Source organism: Gluconacetobacter tumulisoli (assembly GCF_014174155.1).
GTDB lineage: Bacteria > Pseudomonadota > Alphaproteobacteria > Acetobacterales > Acetobacteraceae > Gluconacetobacter > Gluconacetobacter tumulisoli.
Window position 1 is genome coordinate 38,015 of sequence record NZ_JABEQM010000020.1, and the last position, 15,932, is coordinate 53,946.

A 15,932-nucleotide genomic window follows, 5' to 3' on the forward strand; every position below is an offset into this window, starting at 1 on the left:
TTGCGACCGGCGTCTACATCGTGGCCTTGCTGCGATCCGTCATCAGGCTCAGCGCCACCGCCGCGACGATCCCGCCGAAGACCAGATACCCCGCGACCGCGTAGCCGCTGCCCGACCAGGCCAGCAGGGCCGCCGCGACCAGCGGCGCGGGGCCGCCCGCGACCAGAGAGGACATCTGGTAGCCCAGGCCCGCACCCGAATATCGGATGTTGACTGGAAATTGCTCGGAAATCAGGGACGCCTGCGCCCCGTACTGCAGCGCATGCGGCAGCAGCGACAGCGCGATGGCGATGAAGATCAGCGTGGTATTGCCGGAATTCAGGACCCAGAAATAGGGAAAGGCCATCAGCACCAGCACGGCGCAGCCGATGTAGTACATCCGGCGCCGGCCGACGCGATCGGCGGCGACGGCGCAGACCGGCAGCAGGATCATGTCGATTACCGCCGCCACCAGCGTCGCCGACAGCACGAAGGTGCGGGTGACATGCGCGGTGGTGGTCGCATAATCGAAGATAAAGGCAGTGAAGATATAAAACGGCATCTGCTCGGACATGCGCAGGAACGCGATCATGATGATTTCGCGCCAGTACCCGCGCAGCACCGTGCCCACCGGGCTGTCCTCGATCCGTTTCTCCTGCAAGGCCTGGGCGAATGACGGTGTCTCACGGATCGACAGCCGCACCAGCAGGCCGATGATGACGAGGATCCCCGACAGCAGGAACGGAATGCGCCACCCGCCCACCAGGAAATCGGGGCCGGTCAGCATGCTGGCGCCCATCACCGCCGATGTGGACAGGATCAACCCGATCGAAGTGCCGACCTGCGGCCAGGCCCCGGCGGCCCCGCGCCGGTTCTGCTCGCCCCATTCCAGCGACATCAGCGCAGCCCCGCCCCATTCCCCGCCGACGCCGAAGCCCTGGACGATCCGCAGCATTACCAGCAGCCCCGGCGCCCACAGGCCGATCCGGTCGTAGGACGGCAGGACACCGATCAGGAAGGTCGCCAACCCACTGAGGGTCAGGGTGACGATCAGGGTCGTCTTGCGGCCCACCCGGTCGCCGAAATGCCCGAAGACCGCGGCGCCGATCGGACGGATGACGAACGCGACGCCGAACGAGGCGAAGGACAGCATCAGCGATACCAGCCGGTTGTGGCTGGGAAAGAACAGATGCGGGAACACCAGGGCCGCCGTGGCGCCATAGATGTAATATTCATACCATTCGATGGTGGTGCCGATCAGGCTTCCGATCGATGCCCGGCGCCGTTGCTGCCGGGCATCGGGCGCCTGCGCCATGCGCTGGATATCCGCGCCGGAATCGGAAACGGGTGGGGCGCCAATGCCGGCGCCGGGTGACATCGTCAAATCGGTCATGTTCAGATTCCTTCGACAATTTTTTTGTACCGTGGGAGGCGGCTTGTTTTTATCTGTCGTCGGCGCGGGCCATCGGCCCTTGGGAATAGTCTATCGAATAGGATCCGGGGCATCAGGCCCGGATGGGTTCGGGCAAGGCCCGACGAAGGGGGATCACTCCTGATCCTGCACGATCTCCTTCTTCGCGCGCACCAGCCGGGCCAGGCACCGGTCCCGCCAGGCCTTGCGGGCATCCAGATCCGAGGCCGGCGTTCTGGCGCGGCGCGCGTCCTCGACGCGGGCAATCAATGCCTCGCCCCAGGGACGCGGATCGGCCTGTTCCCGCGCCAGATCGTAGTACATCGGACCCAGCTTGCGGCAATAATCGGCGATCCCGCCCTGGGCGTTCAGGTCGATGGTCTCGAACGGGCCCATGAAGAACCAGCGCAGTCCCAGCCCGTCCGACATCGCCGCATCCACGTCATTGGGCGAGCAGATCCCGTCCTCGACCAGGCGAAAGGCCTCGGCCAGGACGGCGCTTTGCAGGCGGTTGACCACGAAGCCGGGGATTTCGCGGCTCAGCTGGATGGGGACCTGGCCCACCGCCTGCATCAGGGCATGGGTGCGCGCCACGACCGATGGATCGGTCCAGGGGGCGGGAATGATTTCGACCAGAGGGATCAGGTGGGGCGGGTTGATCGGATGCGCGACGACGCAGCGCGCCCGGCCCGGGATCTCCGCCGTGAAGGCGGATGCCGGCAGCCCCGAGGTGGAACTGGCGATCACCGCGTCGGGTCCCGCCGCCACGGCCAGGTCGCGATAGAGCTCCTGCTTCACCGCCAGGCGTTCGGGCGCGCTTTCCTGGATATAGTCGGCATTCCTCACCGCCTCGGCCAGTGACGGGGCGGCGTGCAGGCGCGCCAGCACGTCCTCGACACGCTCGGCGTGCAGCAGGTCCTGCCGGGCCAGCGTTTCCGCGGCATCGCGCGCCACGTCCAGTGCGGTCTGCACGGCGGCGGGGGAGGGATCGTACAATGTGACGTCGAAGCCGGCCCGACTGAAGACCAGGGCCCATGAGCCCCCGACCAGGCCGCATCCGACAAGTGCGATGTTCTTCATGTGGTGCTTCCCGAATTCGATGACTCGATAGTGGCGCGACCATTCTTTTTTATTTTAGCAGATCCGATCCGATCGGATATACGATGTGGGGACGTTGCTGATGACAGAGGGGCATGTCAAGAAATGTTTGCGAGACCACCGCGACGTGATCCGTTGTCGTCCTTGGCCCCGCAGGGTGGACAGGATGCCGCGGCCCTGCCGGCCGGCCCTGTGGCGCGCCCGGTCCGCCTGGCCGGCGAGGTCTACGAGATCCTGCTGAAACGCCTGATGGCGCTGGAGATCGAACCGGGGGAACGCATCGGCGTCGATGCCCTGGTCCGTGAACTGGAAGTATCGCAGACACCGATCCGCGAGGCGCTGGGCCGGCTGGAAACCCAGGGCCTGGTCGTCAAGGTGCATCTGTCGGGATATCGGGCGGCCCCGCAACTGACGCGCAAGCAGTTCAGCGACCTGTCGGAACTGCGCCTGGTGATCGAGCCCGCCGCCGCCGCCAAGGCCGCCCTGCTGATGTCCGACGACGAACGCGATGCGATCGCCGCGATCGCCGACAGCATGGGCCAGCGTTTCAGCACGGACACGCAGGTGGCCTATAACCGGTTCGCCGAGGAAGACACCCGTTTCCACGCCGCGATCGCGAAGGCCAGCCAGAACGAATTGTACTATGACATCCTGGTGCAGCAGGCGGTCCATGTGCGCCTGTTCCGCCTGCGGCTGTCCGCGCGGGTCACGACGGATGCATTGGTGGAACACGCATGCATCATGGAGGCTTTCCATGCCCGTGACCCGGATGCCGTGGCGGCGGCGATGCGGACGCATTTGGAAAACGCCTATGCCCGTTTCGTGGGGATCTACGATTCGTGATGGTAAAGCCAAGGGGGTGCCCTTGACCCACCAAGGGCATAGCCCCCTCTGGAAACCCCAGACGTTATAAAACGAATGGGATGCAAGGGCCGAGGCCCTTGCCGGGTTCGGGCGGAGCCCGAGACCTACCTTTCAGTGCTGGGCCATGACGTGGCCCAGCCGCGCTGCGGTGGCCGGGTCCAGGGCGGCGGCGCGGATATAGGGAATGCCGGGGCTGCGTGCCGTCCAGCCGACGACATGCAGGTCCTGTGCGGCGGGTTCGTGCTGGCGGGCCAGGAACCAGCTGCGGCAATCGATCGCGGCGAAATCCGCCTGACCCTCCGCGACCGCGCGGATCGAGGCGCGGTGCGCCCCGGTCGCCCGATGCCCGCCGAACAGATCCATCCCCGGGCCTTCGGCCGTCAGGTCGCGACGCAGGCCCATATAGCCGGACATGGAATGGGGCTCGTTAAAGGCCAGGACCCGGCCCCGGAACAGTTCCAGCGGCAGGACCGCCCGGCCGTCGGCGGACGGGGCGGCGGCCAGGCCGTCCGCGCGCCGCGCCACGATGGCGCTGCAGTAATCCGGGCCGGCCCCGCCCTCGAACGGGCCGTAATCGCTCTGACCCACGACCGTGACGTGCGGGGCCAGGCCGTGCGCCAGCGGGCCCCAGCAGGTCTCGGCGAACAGCAGCGCGGGATGGCGCCACAGGACCGCCAGATCGAACCCGTCAGGCGGCAGGCTGGCCGGATCCGGCGCCAGGATGGTGCCGTCGGCGGCCCGGATGCCGCCGGGCACGGCGGGCATGTCGGCGTTCCGCCGAACCAGCGCGTCGGGGGCGGCGATGCCCGCCGATCGCATCCGGTCGCGCAGGACGGCCCAGCGCCGGTCGACCTGCGCGCGCTCCTCGGGCCAGTCGTACATCGGCAGGGCGGCGATCAGCATGATCCGTTTTCCATCGGCTGGGCCGCATGGGGCGGCCGGGGGACGGGCACCAGCGGCAGGTGCGGCGCGGGATGGGGCAGGGGCTCCTTGCGGCGCAGCAGATAGCGCCAGGCGATCTCCCAATAGCCGCGATAGACATACCCGCCGTTCAGGGCATGCCAGTATGCGCGGTCCGCCCGGTAGGTGCGCGGCAGGCGGTACCAGGGAATGCCCGGCCGGCTGTGATGCACGATATGCAGATTGTTATACAGGAACAGGAACGACAGGACCGAATGCTGGACCAGGATCGTCCGGCAGGACGGCTGCTCGGCCCAGCGATGCTCGCAATAGGACCGGATGCCGATCAGCGCCGTGCCGGCGTAGGCGGGCCCGAACAGATAGAGCCAGAAGGGCATGCCGAACACCCGCGTGACCACCCAGACGACCGGTACAAGGGACAGGGCATGGATGACCCAGGCCACCAGGATCACCCGGTCGCCTGCCGCGATCCGCCGCATGTCCGACAGGAAGAAGCTGACGGAACCGATGAGGGGGCCGAGAATCACGCGGCCGAGGAACGTGTTGTTCGCCTCCAGCAGCCAGCGTCGGGCGCGCGGCAGGCGGGCCCAGCGTGCCGGGTGGTGGTAATAGGTCTCCGGATCCTCGTCGGGATCGGTCAGCAATTCGTCGCGATGGTGGTCGAGATGCGTGGTCCGGTAGCGGCGGAACGGGTAGAAGAGCCCGACCGGCAGGCCGACCAGGATTTCGTTCAACCGGTCCGACGATGTCGGATGACGGTGCAACGCCTCGTGCTGCAGCGAGGAATGAAAGGCGACGACCAGCGCCAGGACGGCAAGGCTGAGCAGATGGCTTGTGCCATACAGAAATGTTCCCGCCAGGATCCACACCCCATAGCAGGATGCGATGGCAAGAAAAGTCGGCCATTCGACCTCGCGCTGTCGCGCGGAATGTCCAGCAGGTGCCGGCGACATCGACTGCTCTCTCCCTAATAATATCGTAATTTACAATATACTTAAGTAGAAACAACGTTTCTTCAGGAAAGTGTTGTTGACAATTGTCACCAATCGCAGAACATATTTGTGGTTGTAAACAGGCTGTTCCATGGACAAACGCACCGTTGCCCGCATCTTCCGCTCCCGGCTGCTGACGCTGATCGCACGCTCGCGGCAGAACCGTTCCAGTTTCGCCATGGAGGTGGGAATCGATCGCTCCGCGTTGTCGCAGCTTCTGTCCGAGGATGCCGTCCGCCTGCCGCGCGCGGATACGCTGGTGCAGATCGCGCGGCATCACGGCGTTTCGGTGGACTGGCTGCTGGGTATGTCCGAGGGGGGGGAGGCGGAGCGTCCGGACGCCGCGCCGGATGTTCCGGGGCTGGAGATCGCCGAAAGCGGCACCTACCATAACGTGCCCCTGCTGACGCACTGGCATGCCGAAGCCACGGGCACCAAGATCCGCTATGTTCCCCACCGTCTGCCTGACATGCTGCGCACGCCCGAGATCGTCGCCTATGAATTGCGGGATGCCGAGGACGGCGCGGCCCAGGCCGCCGGGGAGATTGCCCGCAACCTCGATTTCAAGCGCCGTCCGGGAACGGACATGGAGGTCTGCATGTCCGTGCAGGCGCTGGACGCGCTGGTCACGGGCGCCTTTCCGTGGGACGGCCTGTCCCGTTCGGTCCGGCAGGTGCAGATCCGGCACATGGCCCGCCTGGTCGAGGATCTGTATCCGTCATTCCGGATCTTCCTGTTCGACGAACGGGCGCGGCATTCCGTGCCTTATACGATCTTCGGCAGTCAGCGCGTCGCGATCTATGCCGGCAGCATGTACCTCGTGCTCAACGCGCCGGAAACCATCATGCGGATGCAGCGCCATTTCGAACAGCTGATTCGGCATGCGACGGTTCATCCCCATGATGTGGCCGCCTATTTCCGCCGGCAGGAACGGCGATTGGACATTGCTCTGGACACAGGCCAGATCATCGTACCGCCTGGTTGCGTGTCGTAGGGGACAGGAATTCATGCTGAGGGTGCAGCCTCACCGGATGGATCCGGGGATGGATGTCTTGGAGGTCGTTTGAGAAAGGCAGCTATAGCGCTGCCGTGATACGCTCCGATACGTATCGCGCCATCGCGCGCAGCCTGTGTTTCCCGAGTGCAGCCCCGGAGAGAGGCGGGGCATTTTTTTCAAGGCGGTCGATAACGAAGGCCGTTGCTGCAGCCAGATCAGAAAATCTGTAAGCATCGAACAGGCGCGAAAAAAATTCCGGATCTGATGAAGTGTCGGTGTCGGGGATTGCGAGATCTTCGATCAAATATTCCGGAAAATATTCGGGTATCGATTCAAGGCCGGCCTGCAAGGCGACCCATGGTCCCGGACGGGTCTTGATGGTTCTTGTATTGGAATGAATAATGCCGGGCGTGTCTGTCAGCCATCCGATCTTATGTTGTACCGTGCCGTGATGGCATATGTAAAAATTGACATGATGGGAAATAAATATCGAATCGATTATATCAAACCCGCACGCATTGATAATTCTTCCGTTCGTCGGGATGGAATTGGCAGCTTGCAACCTTTCCATAAGATCGTTGAAGACGCCGGCATCGCGTTTGGCATTTTCCTCGATCCCTATGCCGGCGTAATTAATATTCCCTGCCAAGTCGTGCGGGAGAGATGTCCCATCGATAATGATGACGGCCCGCCTGTGAAGTGAAAATATGGATGTGCAGATCGAATCCAGAAAATCCAACTGGTTGTGCGCCGTCCGATTGACGCTGCGGATACTTATCCAGACAACAGGATATCCATGGGCGCAGGCACGACCCGCCACCCATCCTCTGGAAGAAGTCGATTTCAGCGAATAATCATAAATTCTTTTCTTTATTGATTCCCGTACGACCATCCCGCCCGGCGCGACAATGACTTTGCGGGGATTGTTCAGGTGCTCCGGAATCGTCGTTGAAACCCACCGTATGGGCCAGTTTGCGAAACCTGGAATTAATTTGTCCAGAGAACCCAGAGGTTGATGTGAGACATAAATAGGAACTGGTCTGCGCGAACCGCGAAGTTCGCAGGCGGCTTCCAATGCTCCGAGTTGGTTCCATGCGTGATGAGCAAAATTCGAATCGCCGGTGAGGATTTCGACCTCATCCGTGGGGCACGGCGTTTTCCACGCAGGCGTATCAAGTATGGCAAGAACATGCTGGATATGTTGATTGGCGATTCCCCAAATGCGTTCTTCCATTTTTATGAAAACGCCAAGATCAACAAGGATTACGGCAACAATGGGGTATCCGCGGCCAAGATTGGAAGAGGCGAGCAGCAACCGTGGTTCTTCGGGAAACCGGAAGAAAATTTCCCGCGTGGGCATAATGATTGACGCGCCCGAACGCAGCAGTTCGCCGGTGTAGGGCGAAGGTACGACAAAGGAGCCGGCAGTGATGATATCGGCCTGGAACCAACGAAGGATAGCTTCGCGCGTAGGCTTGCCGGCAGCGTCGGTAACAATCTGCTTTTGATGAATATAGGCGATGGTACTGCGAAGATGGGGGGCTTTGGAACACGTTCCGCTATATCGATCAGAATCGAGGTCGTCTTCAAATATGTCTTCAAAATGCCTCATCGGTGTTCCTGACAGGTATCGCGGGAGAACAATCCTGTTCCGGTTTTACGAAAAGGACCGTTTGGATTGAGATGGTTATCGATCCTTTCGTGGTCCGGCCGAAGCATGGGGGAGGTCTGAACGGGACTGGTCCCCGGAAGAAAGGCTCATCCAGGATCTCTCCGCTGTTCAATTGTGTCCAAAATTTCTTATGTCGGGAACAGTCGTCTCACGGCACGCAAAGGTCTCGTCATGCGCCACGAGGTCGAGTGCAAAAGCGACCGAATTTCAAGCTGGGCAGAGGCGTAGGCGTCTTTGAGCGTTCGGACGGCTGCGTTGGTCGCGTCAAGTTCGACACGAAGGGTGGAAAGACGCGTTTCCAAGGCCACGATACGATCTTGCCCAGTGCAAATCTGGTTTCGGAGGCCCGGAAGTTGAGCCAGCTCCGACACGTGGCGACTGACTTGGCTCCGCAGGGTGGCATTGGCAGCAGTCAATCTGGCGGATTCGGCTTCTTTATGCGCGACCTGTGCCCTTGTCTTTTCCAGTTCGTCTCTTTCGTTCGAAAGTTGCTGACGTACCCTCTTCAGGGCCTCTTGTTGCGATTGATATTCGCGCCTCAGGCGGAGGATAAGATTGCCATCCGTCATTTTCTCGGGTTGAGGAGGTTGGGTACCATCATCTATGGGCAGTAGTTCGACCACGTTGCTACGTAGGGAAAAGAGGGCCCCCCGGACCTCGTCCAGTTCATTTTTTCTGTTCGCCAGGGAGTCATCCTGTTGGGCAATTTTCGCTTCGGGGTCATCGATCAGGAGTCTGTTGTTCGGGAATGCGTCGGCTGCCGAGAACAGACTTGCGCGGCCGTGTTCCACGGTTTTCAGGCGCGGAAGATCCGTACCGCCCGTAATCCATCTTTCGGCTATTGTGGCGAGATCGGCCTCTTCGAGGCCTCGTGCCGACGCACGGTGGGGACGCCAGTGGTTCAGGATCGCAGAGAGCCAGGCCGCAGGGTGAATTTTTGCCAGCGGGCCGTCCATCGCATTGACCGGAAACCGATCATAGACGGCGCTTTCCTCTCGCACGAAGACAAGAGCATTTTGAGCGTACCACCAATCGACCTGGGGACAAGACCACATCGGCTGCCTCAGTATGTCGAAGCACTTGAAACCCCGATTGCGGAATAAAAGCGCCCAGAATTCGGGCCATTGTTCGTTGATATGCCCCGTTCCGTATTGATATGGAACAGCTGCGGAAAACAGGACAACGTCTCCAAGTCGCGTGAGGTCATCCACGAAACTTTCGGAACGATCGAAGGGAAGATGTTCCGCAACTTCCAGACTGATAACAAGTCCAAAGCGGCCGTCGGTTTTGCTGGAAATGGTTGTAAAGAGATCTGGCTGAGAGAGATCCGCAGGACAAAATTGATCCGGTGAGATCAACAGTTGCTCCCGGCGAACGTAATCGCCATCGACTCCAAGACCCCGTGGCACGCCGAGTTCCAGGGCGGTGCGAAGCCATGGGCCAACCCCACATCCAACATCGATGACAGAGTCCGGCCGATAGTAACGGAATAACTCAGGCAATACATGGCGAGCGGATTCGAGGCTGGCCTCTGCCTGGGCCGCATAAAACGCCTGATCATAGAGAGTGATGGACGGATCAGCCATTTTTGCGCGCCATTGTCTGCAGCCCGTATTCCGTGAGTGCCCCCGACCTTGGCGGCCGGGCGGGGCGACCATCGGACGCAAGCGAATCTATGACGCCCTTTGCTCTGGAGAGAAAAAATGACTTTTTGTAGGCGAAATCGAGGCGTTCCTGCAATTCCCGATGGACCGGTTGGCCGGTGGCCTGGCGCGCGATGGTTAAGGTTTCCAGTTTTCGCGTCCATTGGAGAAGTCGCGCGTAATGCGACCATTCAGATTGCCAGGCTTCCTCTGCTTTGTCGATTTCGCAATATTCGCGAATGATCAAGTCCGTATGGAGTTTGGAGAAAAGATATTGCGAACGCCCTTGACGATAGGAGCGGTTGCAAAACTGATCGAAAGTGACATTCCGGATCATTTTTGCGCAGGCATCGGGTTCATATATCACCCGGAGACCTTGACGGGACAGGCGCCAGCCCAGCTCGATATCCTCACATCCGAAGCGGAAATCGGGATGGAACACGCCATGGCGGACGAGCAGGGACCTCTTGCAGGAACTGCGTCCGCCCCAGAATTCGCGAAATCCCAGTACCTGATGCGGCTTGATCCATTTATAAGAGAACAGCTGGCCTCCGACCTCCGTCACGTGCCGCATGAGCGGAAATTCCGCGATTTCCGGCGCGAGGACGGTCCTGCTCAGTACCGCGGTTGCAATGTCTGGCTGGGCGAGATGCACAGCAAGGTGCGTCGTCAGAAAACCGGGCAGGACGACATCGTCGTCGTCCAGGAAAACGATCACGGGCGCCTTTGCGACAAATACCCCCAGGTTCTTTGCTGCCGCAAGACCGGCCGCGCGCTGCTTGAAGACGCGCATGGGCAGGCGGTTGGACCACGCTGTCAGAACATTCTGGGTATCGTCGCTGGATCCGTCATCAACAACGACGATCTCGAAACGCTCCGGATCGAGATGCTGCTGCCGCAATCCTTCCAGCACGTGGGGAAGGAGCGCGGCACGATTATGGGTTATGAGTATGGCCGAGATCTGAAGGGTCATTCTGGGTAAATTTCGAGAATCGTGAATGCTTCTTCCTGCGTCAAATACGGCCGGGTAGCCAGCATCCGATACATATCGAGATGAGCAGCCGCATGGCTGTAATGCTCGGCCGGCCTTCTGATGCGATGCGCCATTGTCACGCCGTCGATGATGCCCATGCGCAAGCCGAATTTTTCCATGACGACCGGCCAGACAAAATCAAGCCCCCATCCCATCCTGCATTGCTCGCCGAATGGCAAAAGCAGTTCCGCGGCATCGCGCCGTATGCAAATGAACGGGCCGATTTCCACGAAGCGTGTACGACGCGCCGTCAAACCAGGCAAAACCTGGACCAGAGGATGGTCGGTGAAGCTGTCCAGCGTGCGTGCAGGCTGACACAATGCAAAATCGCAACTCTTCGCCAGGCAGAGCAGCCGGTCGATCGCACCTTCTTCGAATTCGATATCATCGTCGCTGATAATGATCCAGTCGAAGTCCTGAGCGTCTGCCAGAAGGCGATCGAGAAGGGGGAATTTGGGCTCGGGGGTGGAGATGACCATGCTGGTCATGGGATGAGAGTAATCACCTCTGCCATTGGGGGCTATGGCGATCCATCTTTGCGTAATATCGTATTTTCGAGCTGACGCCAGGCAAAGGCTTACATGTGCCACCGTACTCGGTCGGTCGGCCATGTAAATTCCAACGGCAAGCACCCTATCCATTAAATATGTCCATGAGTGCGTTTTTGACGACAGGGCGAGACAGTGTGTGTTCGATATGCACGCGGCCAGACCGTGAGAGTGTCGTCCACAATTCATCGTCGCGTAGCAGCTGGATCACGGCGTCCGCAAACGCTTGTGGTTCATCTGCGACGAGAATGTTCGTTCCGTTGGTAAGGTCCATCCCTTCAGCGCCGACCGTCGTCGCGACGACGGGAAGGCCGCAGGCGAGACTTTGCCCAACTTTTCCTTTCATGCCAGCGCCGTAGCGGAGGGGTGCGACGAAAACCCGATGCCGGTCGAGCACGGGGCCGACTTCGGGAACGTAGCCGACGACCTCGATCCCGGGCACTGCGCCAAGAGCCAGAATGTCGTTTCCCATGTTGCTTCCCGCGATCGTGAACGTAGCCTCTGGAGCATCCTTCCTTATGAGCGGCCAGACATGTTCCACGAACCATAGGACACCGTCCCCGTTGGGGGCATGCCAAAAGCCTCCGATGAAAAACAAGCCTGTGCGATTAAGGAGGTCTGGCGGAGAGCGGTCGGGAATATCGAAGACATTGGGAAGTACCTTCACGCATGCGAGGGGAGCATGGGTAAGCAGCTTGTCTCTTTCCTCACCCGTAACGGCCAAGGTGACATCCGCCGCGCATGCCAGGCCAACCTCAAGATCGCGCATGCGGCTGGCTTCGGCGAGTTTGACGGGATCGTCCTGAAGCAGCGCCTCACGTTCCTGGCGAAGTCCATGGAAGTCGACCATATCGAAGGCGACAAGGGCGTTGGGGAAACGTGCCCGCACCAATGGCATGATTGCGTTGGCAACAGCAGGAAAAGACAGAAATGCACCGTCGATTCGCGTTTCGGTTTCGTTAAGAAACTGATCGATCTCGGTCATTCCATACAGAATGCGCTCGACGCCATGCTTGTGCAGGGCTTCCTCGTAACGGAGCTTGCCCTTTGCGGACGTGACGGAATCCGGGAGGTCCTGCCATGGCGAGAATGATCCGAAGTTGATCGACCAACCCGATTCGGCCAGCATGCCGATCAAGGTGAGAAGGCGGAGGCCGCCACTGTGCTGGTCGTAGAGCGGCGGCATGTCGGCGGCTACGAACAGGCTGCGCCGTCCCGTTGGCAGGGGGGCGGCAATCATGCACGCTTCGGATAGTACTGTGGTGGGCATAGGAAGAGGCAACGGCAGGGGCAATGGTGCGGGAACGGGCGGCGCCGGGGCGGGGGCGCCGCGCAGGAGTATGCTTAACGTGCGTACCGGCCCGGTTAATTTCCAGGATCGTGACGTGTAAAGTGCGGCGATATGGGCACGAAGGGCGGAAATTTCGTCTTGTTGGCGTTGCGTCCGTTCCTCTGCTGCTTCCGTCTTCTGGCTCAAGGTCTGGATCAGCGCGAGTTGCTCGTCATTCAGGTTTTCCAGGACGCGATTGCGCGCTTCGTAATTGGTCGCCTGGGCCCGGAGGCTGTCCCGCTCACGCATGAGTCGCGCAATTTCGTGACGAAGAATTGCCTCTCGTGGCGTTATTCCGTTGGTACAATCCGATTTTCCCGGGCTGGAAGCTTGATCGGATAGATTAAGATGGTTCACGTTCTGTTCCATCAAGGTGATTTTAGATTCAGGGGCCTTGGTAAACTGATCTTTGCGTAAAAAGTTGCGTCTGGCAAACGTTGAAAACCATATGCGCGCATTACATCCTATGTCTTGAATAAATAAACCCTTGCTGCAACGGATCTGGTTCGTTTCGCGTTTCGGATTGAGGAGCGTGGGGAATTATTGTGGGATTGGATTCAGTAATCCATACCATTTAAAAATAAACGAAAATTCTATTTTCATGGAAGAGTGATGGTCTCGGCCATGTCGTTATATCCTCAGCCATGGATGCCGCATGATCATCTGCGTGCGGATCTGCTCCTCGGATATGGTGCTTTCTGTGCGCATCATCGACGTTCCATGGACGCGGTAGCGGCAGAGCATTTCGGGCACATAGGCCCCGGTCATGCCGGCCTCGACGAATTTGCACCAGAAATCGTAATCCTCCCAACCGCCCTGGATGTGGCTGTATCCCCCGACTTCGGCCCATGAGGCGCGCGAGACCAGGGCCATGGCATCGACATAATTGCCGTAACGGAAAATCTCCTTGTCCCACACGTCGGCGTAGCCCGGCCGCCGCGCCTCGCCGAACAGTTCCAATTGCGTATAGGCGACGTCGTAGTCCCGATGGGCGACGAATTCGTGCAGGCGTGCCAGGGCGCGTGGATAGATCAAATTATCGGCATCCATCACGAAGACCGGGTCCGTGCGGGCATGCAGGAAGGCGGTATTGCGGGTTTCCGCCAGCCCCTGGTTGCGGCGGTGGCGCAGCAGGGTCGCCCTGGCGAAGCGGCGGTGATGCGTCTTCATCCAGTCGGTGGTGACCGTGACGGCGGCATCGGCCGTGGAATGGTCGTCGACCACGATCAGGTCGAGGGCCTGGTGAGTCTGCTCCGCGATCGACGACAGGCATTCCGGGATAAAGGCGGCGTAATTGTAAAGGCTGACCGCGACCGTGATCGTGTCAGGTGGCGGCAGGGGGGCCGCACATGCCTCGAACAGGGTGTCGCAGACGATGTTGCGGGGTGTCGTCCGCTGGAACATCAGCCCTCCTCGTGCAGATGCGACAGCATGAAATTCACCGCCCTGCCGGCGGCGGCGCGGCGCGGGGCCGGACTGCAGGCCGCGTCCCGGCCGTTGCGCGCGACCTGGGCCGCCTGCCGCCGCCCTTCCGGATCGCGCAGAAGCCAGTCCACCAGGTTCGGGATGTGTCTGGCATCGTCCTGGAAATAATGGACGCCCGGCTGGAATCGCGGATGCGGCAGGCAGGGGTCGGTCACGACGACCGCCCCCATGGCCATGCCCTGGCAGACCATGCGATGCCATTCGAAATAGCAGAATTCGTCGCGATGGATGTTCAGGCTGATTTTCGCCTGCTGCGTGATATAGCGGGACAGGCGGGTCAGGGACCGTTCCTCGAATCGTGTGCCGACGGGTCCCAACGCCTGCCTGCGATAATGGATGCAGGTCTGGTACGACGAAAGCGGCGCGGCCAGATACGCCAGGATGTCGTCCCGACGGGGGCTGTTTGTTCCGAAGAAACACAAATCGATCGGCCGCTCCTGCCATCGGGCATGGTCTCGCCCGTCGCGCGCACCCGGCGGCAAGGTCCTGAACAGCGGATGCATGCGGTCGAATTCGTCCGGGGCAGGGGGCTGGCCGTCCAGTCCCGGTTCCCAATGCATGGCGGGGATGCCCGCCTGCGCGAACAGACAGGCGGGTTGATAGGCGATGTCGAAAATCCCCCGTGCCAGCATGAGCATGGGAAGGGCGCTGGTGAACCAGGGGCTGGGAATCTGTTCGGTATTGTACATGAATCCGTTGCGGACAGTACGATCCCGCAACCATGCCCGGCCTTGCCCCATCGAGAAGAATTCATGCGGCGCGACATAGATCGCAATGGCGTCGGTATCCTCGGGATCCGATGTCTCGTCGAGAATGCGGGTGGGAATGCCCAGTTCGCTGATATTCATGGCGAGATCGCTGGCGATTTCGGTCATGAATACATTGCCCAGGGAACTGGCGTAGATCGTGATGCCCCGCGCCGACAGCCGGTTCAGTTCGTCGTCGGCGAGCAGCGGCGGATACGCCCTGTCCGTCGGGGTCGTCGAGACCAGGGCGCGGGCGATCCTGTCCTTCCGGAAGAGCTTCCGACCTTCGCCCACGCCCCATAGCAACGCATGTTCCGCGGCATTGTGGACGATGTCCTTGTGCAGGCCGTAATAATCCTCGTCCGAGAAATAGGCGAGTTTTTCCAGCCTGGAGACGGCGCGCGCCAGAAGGTCGGTCTGGATGTGGGGAAAGAAGGGATTCGTCAGCGTCCCGTGCGCGGGATCGGTGCCGCCTGACGTCATGACGGCCTGTTCCGACGGAAGGCGTCTGGTGCCGCGGGCCGAAGGACGCGGACGAGGCGGCGGAGCGGTCCCGTCACGCGCCAGGAGGTCGAGGACCGGAGGTCGCCGATCTCCTGTTCCAGGAGGGAGATCCTGCGTTCCAGCGCGGAGATCTGATTGGCACGGCCGATCAGGTCCTGCTCCAGAGCCGGTATCCGCTCTTTGCGGGTTGCCGCGTCCTGCTGCAACTGGTGTATTTCGGTGCGGGCGCTGGAAAGCGCGTCGCGCAGGGTTTCCCGCTCGGTGGCGAAGCGCTGGTCCAGCAACGTCCTGCGTTCCAGTTCCTCCGAGAATACCTGGCGTTGCAGCTCCATCTGGCGATTGAGTTGAATGCGCCGTTGCGTTTCCCGCTCCAGTGCCGTCCGCACGTCGGCCAGCGCCTGTTCCATCTGGGCTGGATCGTCAGGTTGCGACGCGGTGGATGTGGAGAGCATCGACGTTTCTCTTTGCGAAAAAATCAGGACCATCGTTTCTGGCAAGGCGCGATGGATCCGGACTCTGGTTCCTCGGGACGCGGGGCGAAAGTGTGGCCTGCCCTGAATGGTGGCGTTAGCTGATTGCCTCCTGGGCTAGAATTGTAGCGACCGTCCTTGCGACGCTGTTCTGCCAGTGTGGCAGTCGGATGCCGAAGACCTGTTCCAGCCTGGCGCAGTCCAGGCGGGAATCCTGCGGGCGGGGGGCGGGGGTGGGC

15 protein-coding genes are annotated in these 15,932 nt (G+C 60.8%); 2 read left to right on the plus strand and 13 right to left on the minus strand.

The features are described from left to right. Positions 1-13: 13 nt before the first annotated feature. Both HLH28_RS16730 and HLH28_RS16735 read right to left on the minus strand, forming a co-directional pair. Positions 14-1,372 (minus strand): MFS transporter, encoded by a 1,359-nt coding sequence (locus tag HLH28_RS16730; RefSeq protein WP_182961330.1) that lies wholly within the window; start codon positions 1,370-1,372, stop codon positions 14-16. 153 nt (positions 1,373-1,525) lie between these two features. After that, the gene (locus HLH28_RS16735) at positions 1,526-2,470 is read right to left on the minus strand and encodes a 3-hydroxyacyl-CoA dehydrogenase (protein ID WP_182961332.1); all 945 of its coding nucleotides are present in this window, start codon (positions 2,468-2,470) and stop codon (positions 1,526-1,528) included. Positions 2,471-2,623: 153 nt separating this feature from the next. Here HLH28_RS16735 and HLH28_RS16740 point away from each other — a divergent pair, with 153 nt between their 5' ends. After that, positions 2,624-3,331 carry a GntR family transcriptional regulator gene (locus tag HLH28_RS16740; RefSeq protein WP_220790153.1) on the plus strand — a complete coding sequence of 236 codons (708 nt, stop codon included), beginning with the start codon at positions 2,624-2,626 and terminating at the stop codon, positions 3,329-3,331. Between the two features lie 132 nt (positions 3,332-3,463). Here the strand turns inward: HLH28_RS16740 and HLH28_RS16745 are convergent, their stop codons facing one another. Both HLH28_RS16745 and HLH28_RS16750 read right to left on the minus strand, forming a co-directional pair. Beyond that, positions 3,464-4,255 (minus strand): phosphate/phosphite/phosphonate ABC transporter substrate-binding protein, encoded by a 792-nt coding sequence (locus HLH28_RS16745; RefSeq protein WP_220790154.1) that lies wholly within the window; start codon positions 4,253-4,255, stop codon positions 3,464-3,466. Beyond that, positions 4,249-5,226: a fatty acid desaturase gene (locus HLH28_RS16750; RefSeq protein ID WP_182961336.1), complete on the minus strand. Its 978-nt coding sequence runs from the start codon at positions 5,224-5,226 to the stop codon at positions 4,249-4,251. Before HLH28_RS16750 ends, HLH28_RS16745 begins: the two co-directional genes overlap by 7 nt. Before the next feature lie 130 nt (positions 5,227-5,356). On the opposite strand from HLH28_RS16750, the gene HLH28_RS16755 reads away from it, so the two are divergent. Next, positions 5,357-6,259, plus strand: coding sequence for a helix-turn-helix domain-containing protein (locus HLH28_RS16755; RefSeq protein WP_182961338.1), 903 nt, complete (start codon positions 5,357-5,359; stop codon positions 6,257-6,259). 82 nt (positions 6,260-6,341) lie between these two features. On the opposite strand, the gene HLH28_RS16760 is transcribed toward HLH28_RS16755, so the two are convergent. From HLH28_RS16760 to HLH28_RS16800, 9 genes are all read right to left on the minus strand, one after another. Beyond that, on the minus strand, positions 6,342-7,874 hold the full coding sequence (locus tag HLH28_RS16760) for a hypothetical protein (protein ID WP_182961340.1): 1,533 nt from the start codon (positions 7,872-7,874) through the stop codon (positions 6,342-6,344). Between the two features lie 188 nt (positions 7,875-8,062). Then, positions 8,063-9,520, minus strand: coding sequence for a methyltransferase domain-containing protein (locus HLH28_RS16765; protein ID WP_182961342.1), 1,458 nt, complete (start codon positions 9,518-9,520; stop codon positions 8,063-8,065). Further along, positions 9,513-10,550: a glycosyltransferase family 2 protein gene (locus HLH28_RS16770; RefSeq protein WP_182961344.1), complete on the minus strand. Its 1,038-nt coding sequence runs from the start codon at positions 10,548-10,550 to the stop codon at positions 9,513-9,515. The genes HLH28_RS16765 and HLH28_RS16770 overlap by 8 nt, the downstream gene beginning before the upstream one ends. Continuing rightward, a complete protein-coding gene (locus HLH28_RS16775; RefSeq protein ID WP_246396325.1) occupies positions 10,547-11,098 on the minus strand; it encodes a hypothetical protein in 552 nt (183 codons plus the stop codon). The genes HLH28_RS16770 and HLH28_RS16775 overlap by 4 nt, the downstream gene beginning before the upstream one ends. A 145-nt stretch (positions 11,099-11,243) precedes the next feature. Continuing rightward, complete coding sequence (locus tag HLH28_RS16780; protein ID WP_182961348.1) at positions 11,244-12,737, minus strand: glycosyltransferase; 1,494 nt, start codon at positions 12,735-12,737, stop codon at positions 11,244-11,246. A gap of 381 nt (positions 12,738-13,118) precedes the next feature. Then, entirely contained in the window at positions 13,119-13,892 is a 774-nt protein-coding gene (locus HLH28_RS16785) for a glycosyltransferase family 2 protein (RefSeq protein WP_182961350.1), read from the minus strand. Continuing rightward, positions 13,892-15,202, minus strand: a complete 1,311-nt coding sequence (locus tag HLH28_RS16790; protein ID WP_182961352.1) for a CgeB family protein — start codon at positions 15,200-15,202, stop codon at positions 13,892-13,894. The genes HLH28_RS16785 and HLH28_RS16790 overlap by 1 nt, the downstream gene beginning before the upstream one ends. Next, positions 15,199-15,630, minus strand: coding sequence for a hypothetical protein (locus tag HLH28_RS16795; RefSeq protein ID WP_182961354.1), 432 nt, complete (start codon positions 15,628-15,630; stop codon positions 15,199-15,201). Before HLH28_RS16795 ends, HLH28_RS16790 begins: the two co-directional genes overlap by 4 nt. Positions 15,631-15,790: 160 nt before the next feature. Next, positions 15,791-15,932, minus strand: a 142-nt coding sequence (locus HLH28_RS16800) for a sugar nucleotide-binding protein (RefSeq protein WP_182961356.1), incomplete at its 5' end; no start/stop codon positions are given.

What these genes read in the sequence shown, in the direction of transcription:
- HLH28_RS16730 (WP_182961330.1), bottom strand. Translation starts at nt 1,372, where the DNA reads ATGACCGATTTGACGATGTCACCCGGCGCCGGCATTGGCGCCCCACCC.
- HLH28_RS16735 (WP_182961332.1), bottom strand. Translation starts at nt 2,470, where the DNA reads ATGAAGAACATCGCACTTGTCGGATGCGGCCTGGTCGGGGGCTCATGG.
- HLH28_RS16745 (WP_220790154.1), bottom strand. Translation starts at nt 4,255, where the DNA reads ATGCTGATCGCCGCCCTGCCGATGTACGACTGGCCCGAGGAGCGCGCG.
- HLH28_RS16750 (WP_182961336.1), bottom strand. Translation starts at nt 5,226, where the DNA reads ATGTCGCCGGCACCTGCTGGACATTCCGCGCGACAGCGCGAGGTCGAA.
- HLH28_RS16755 (WP_182961338.1), top strand. Translation starts at nt 5,357, where the DNA reads ATGGACAAACGCACCGTTGCCCGCATCTTCCGCTCCCGGCTGCTGACG.
- HLH28_RS16760 (WP_182961340.1), bottom strand. Translation starts at nt 7,874, where the DNA reads ATGAGGCATTTTGAAGACATATTTGAAGACGACCTCGATTCTGATCGA.
- HLH28_RS16765 (WP_182961342.1), bottom strand. Translation starts at nt 9,520, where the DNA reads ATGGCTGATCCGTCCATCACTCTCTATGATCAGGCGTTTTATGCGGCC.
- HLH28_RS16770 (WP_182961344.1), bottom strand. Translation starts at nt 10,550, where the DNA reads ATGACCCTTCAGATCTCGGCCATACTCATAACCCATAATCGTGCCGCG.
- HLH28_RS16775 (WP_246396325.1), bottom strand. Translation starts at nt 11,098, where the DNA reads ATGACCAGCATGGTCATCTCCACCCCCGAGCCCAAATTCCCCCTTCTC.
- HLH28_RS16780 (WP_182961348.1), bottom strand. Translation starts at nt 12,737, where the DNA reads ATGCGTGAGCGGGACAGCCTCCGGGCCCAGGCGACCAATTACGAAGCG.
- HLH28_RS16785 (WP_182961350.1), bottom strand. Translation starts at nt 13,892, where the DNA reads ATGTTCCAGCGGACGACACCCCGCAACATCGTCTGCGACACCCTGTTC.
- HLH28_RS16790 (WP_182961352.1), bottom strand. Translation starts at nt 15,202, where the DNA reads ATGACGTCAGGCGGCACCGATCCCGCGCACGGGACGCTGACGAATCCC.
- HLH28_RS16795 (WP_182961354.1), bottom strand. Translation starts at nt 15,630, where the DNA reads ATGGAACAGGCGCTGGCCGACGTGCGGACGGCACTGGAGCGGGAAACG.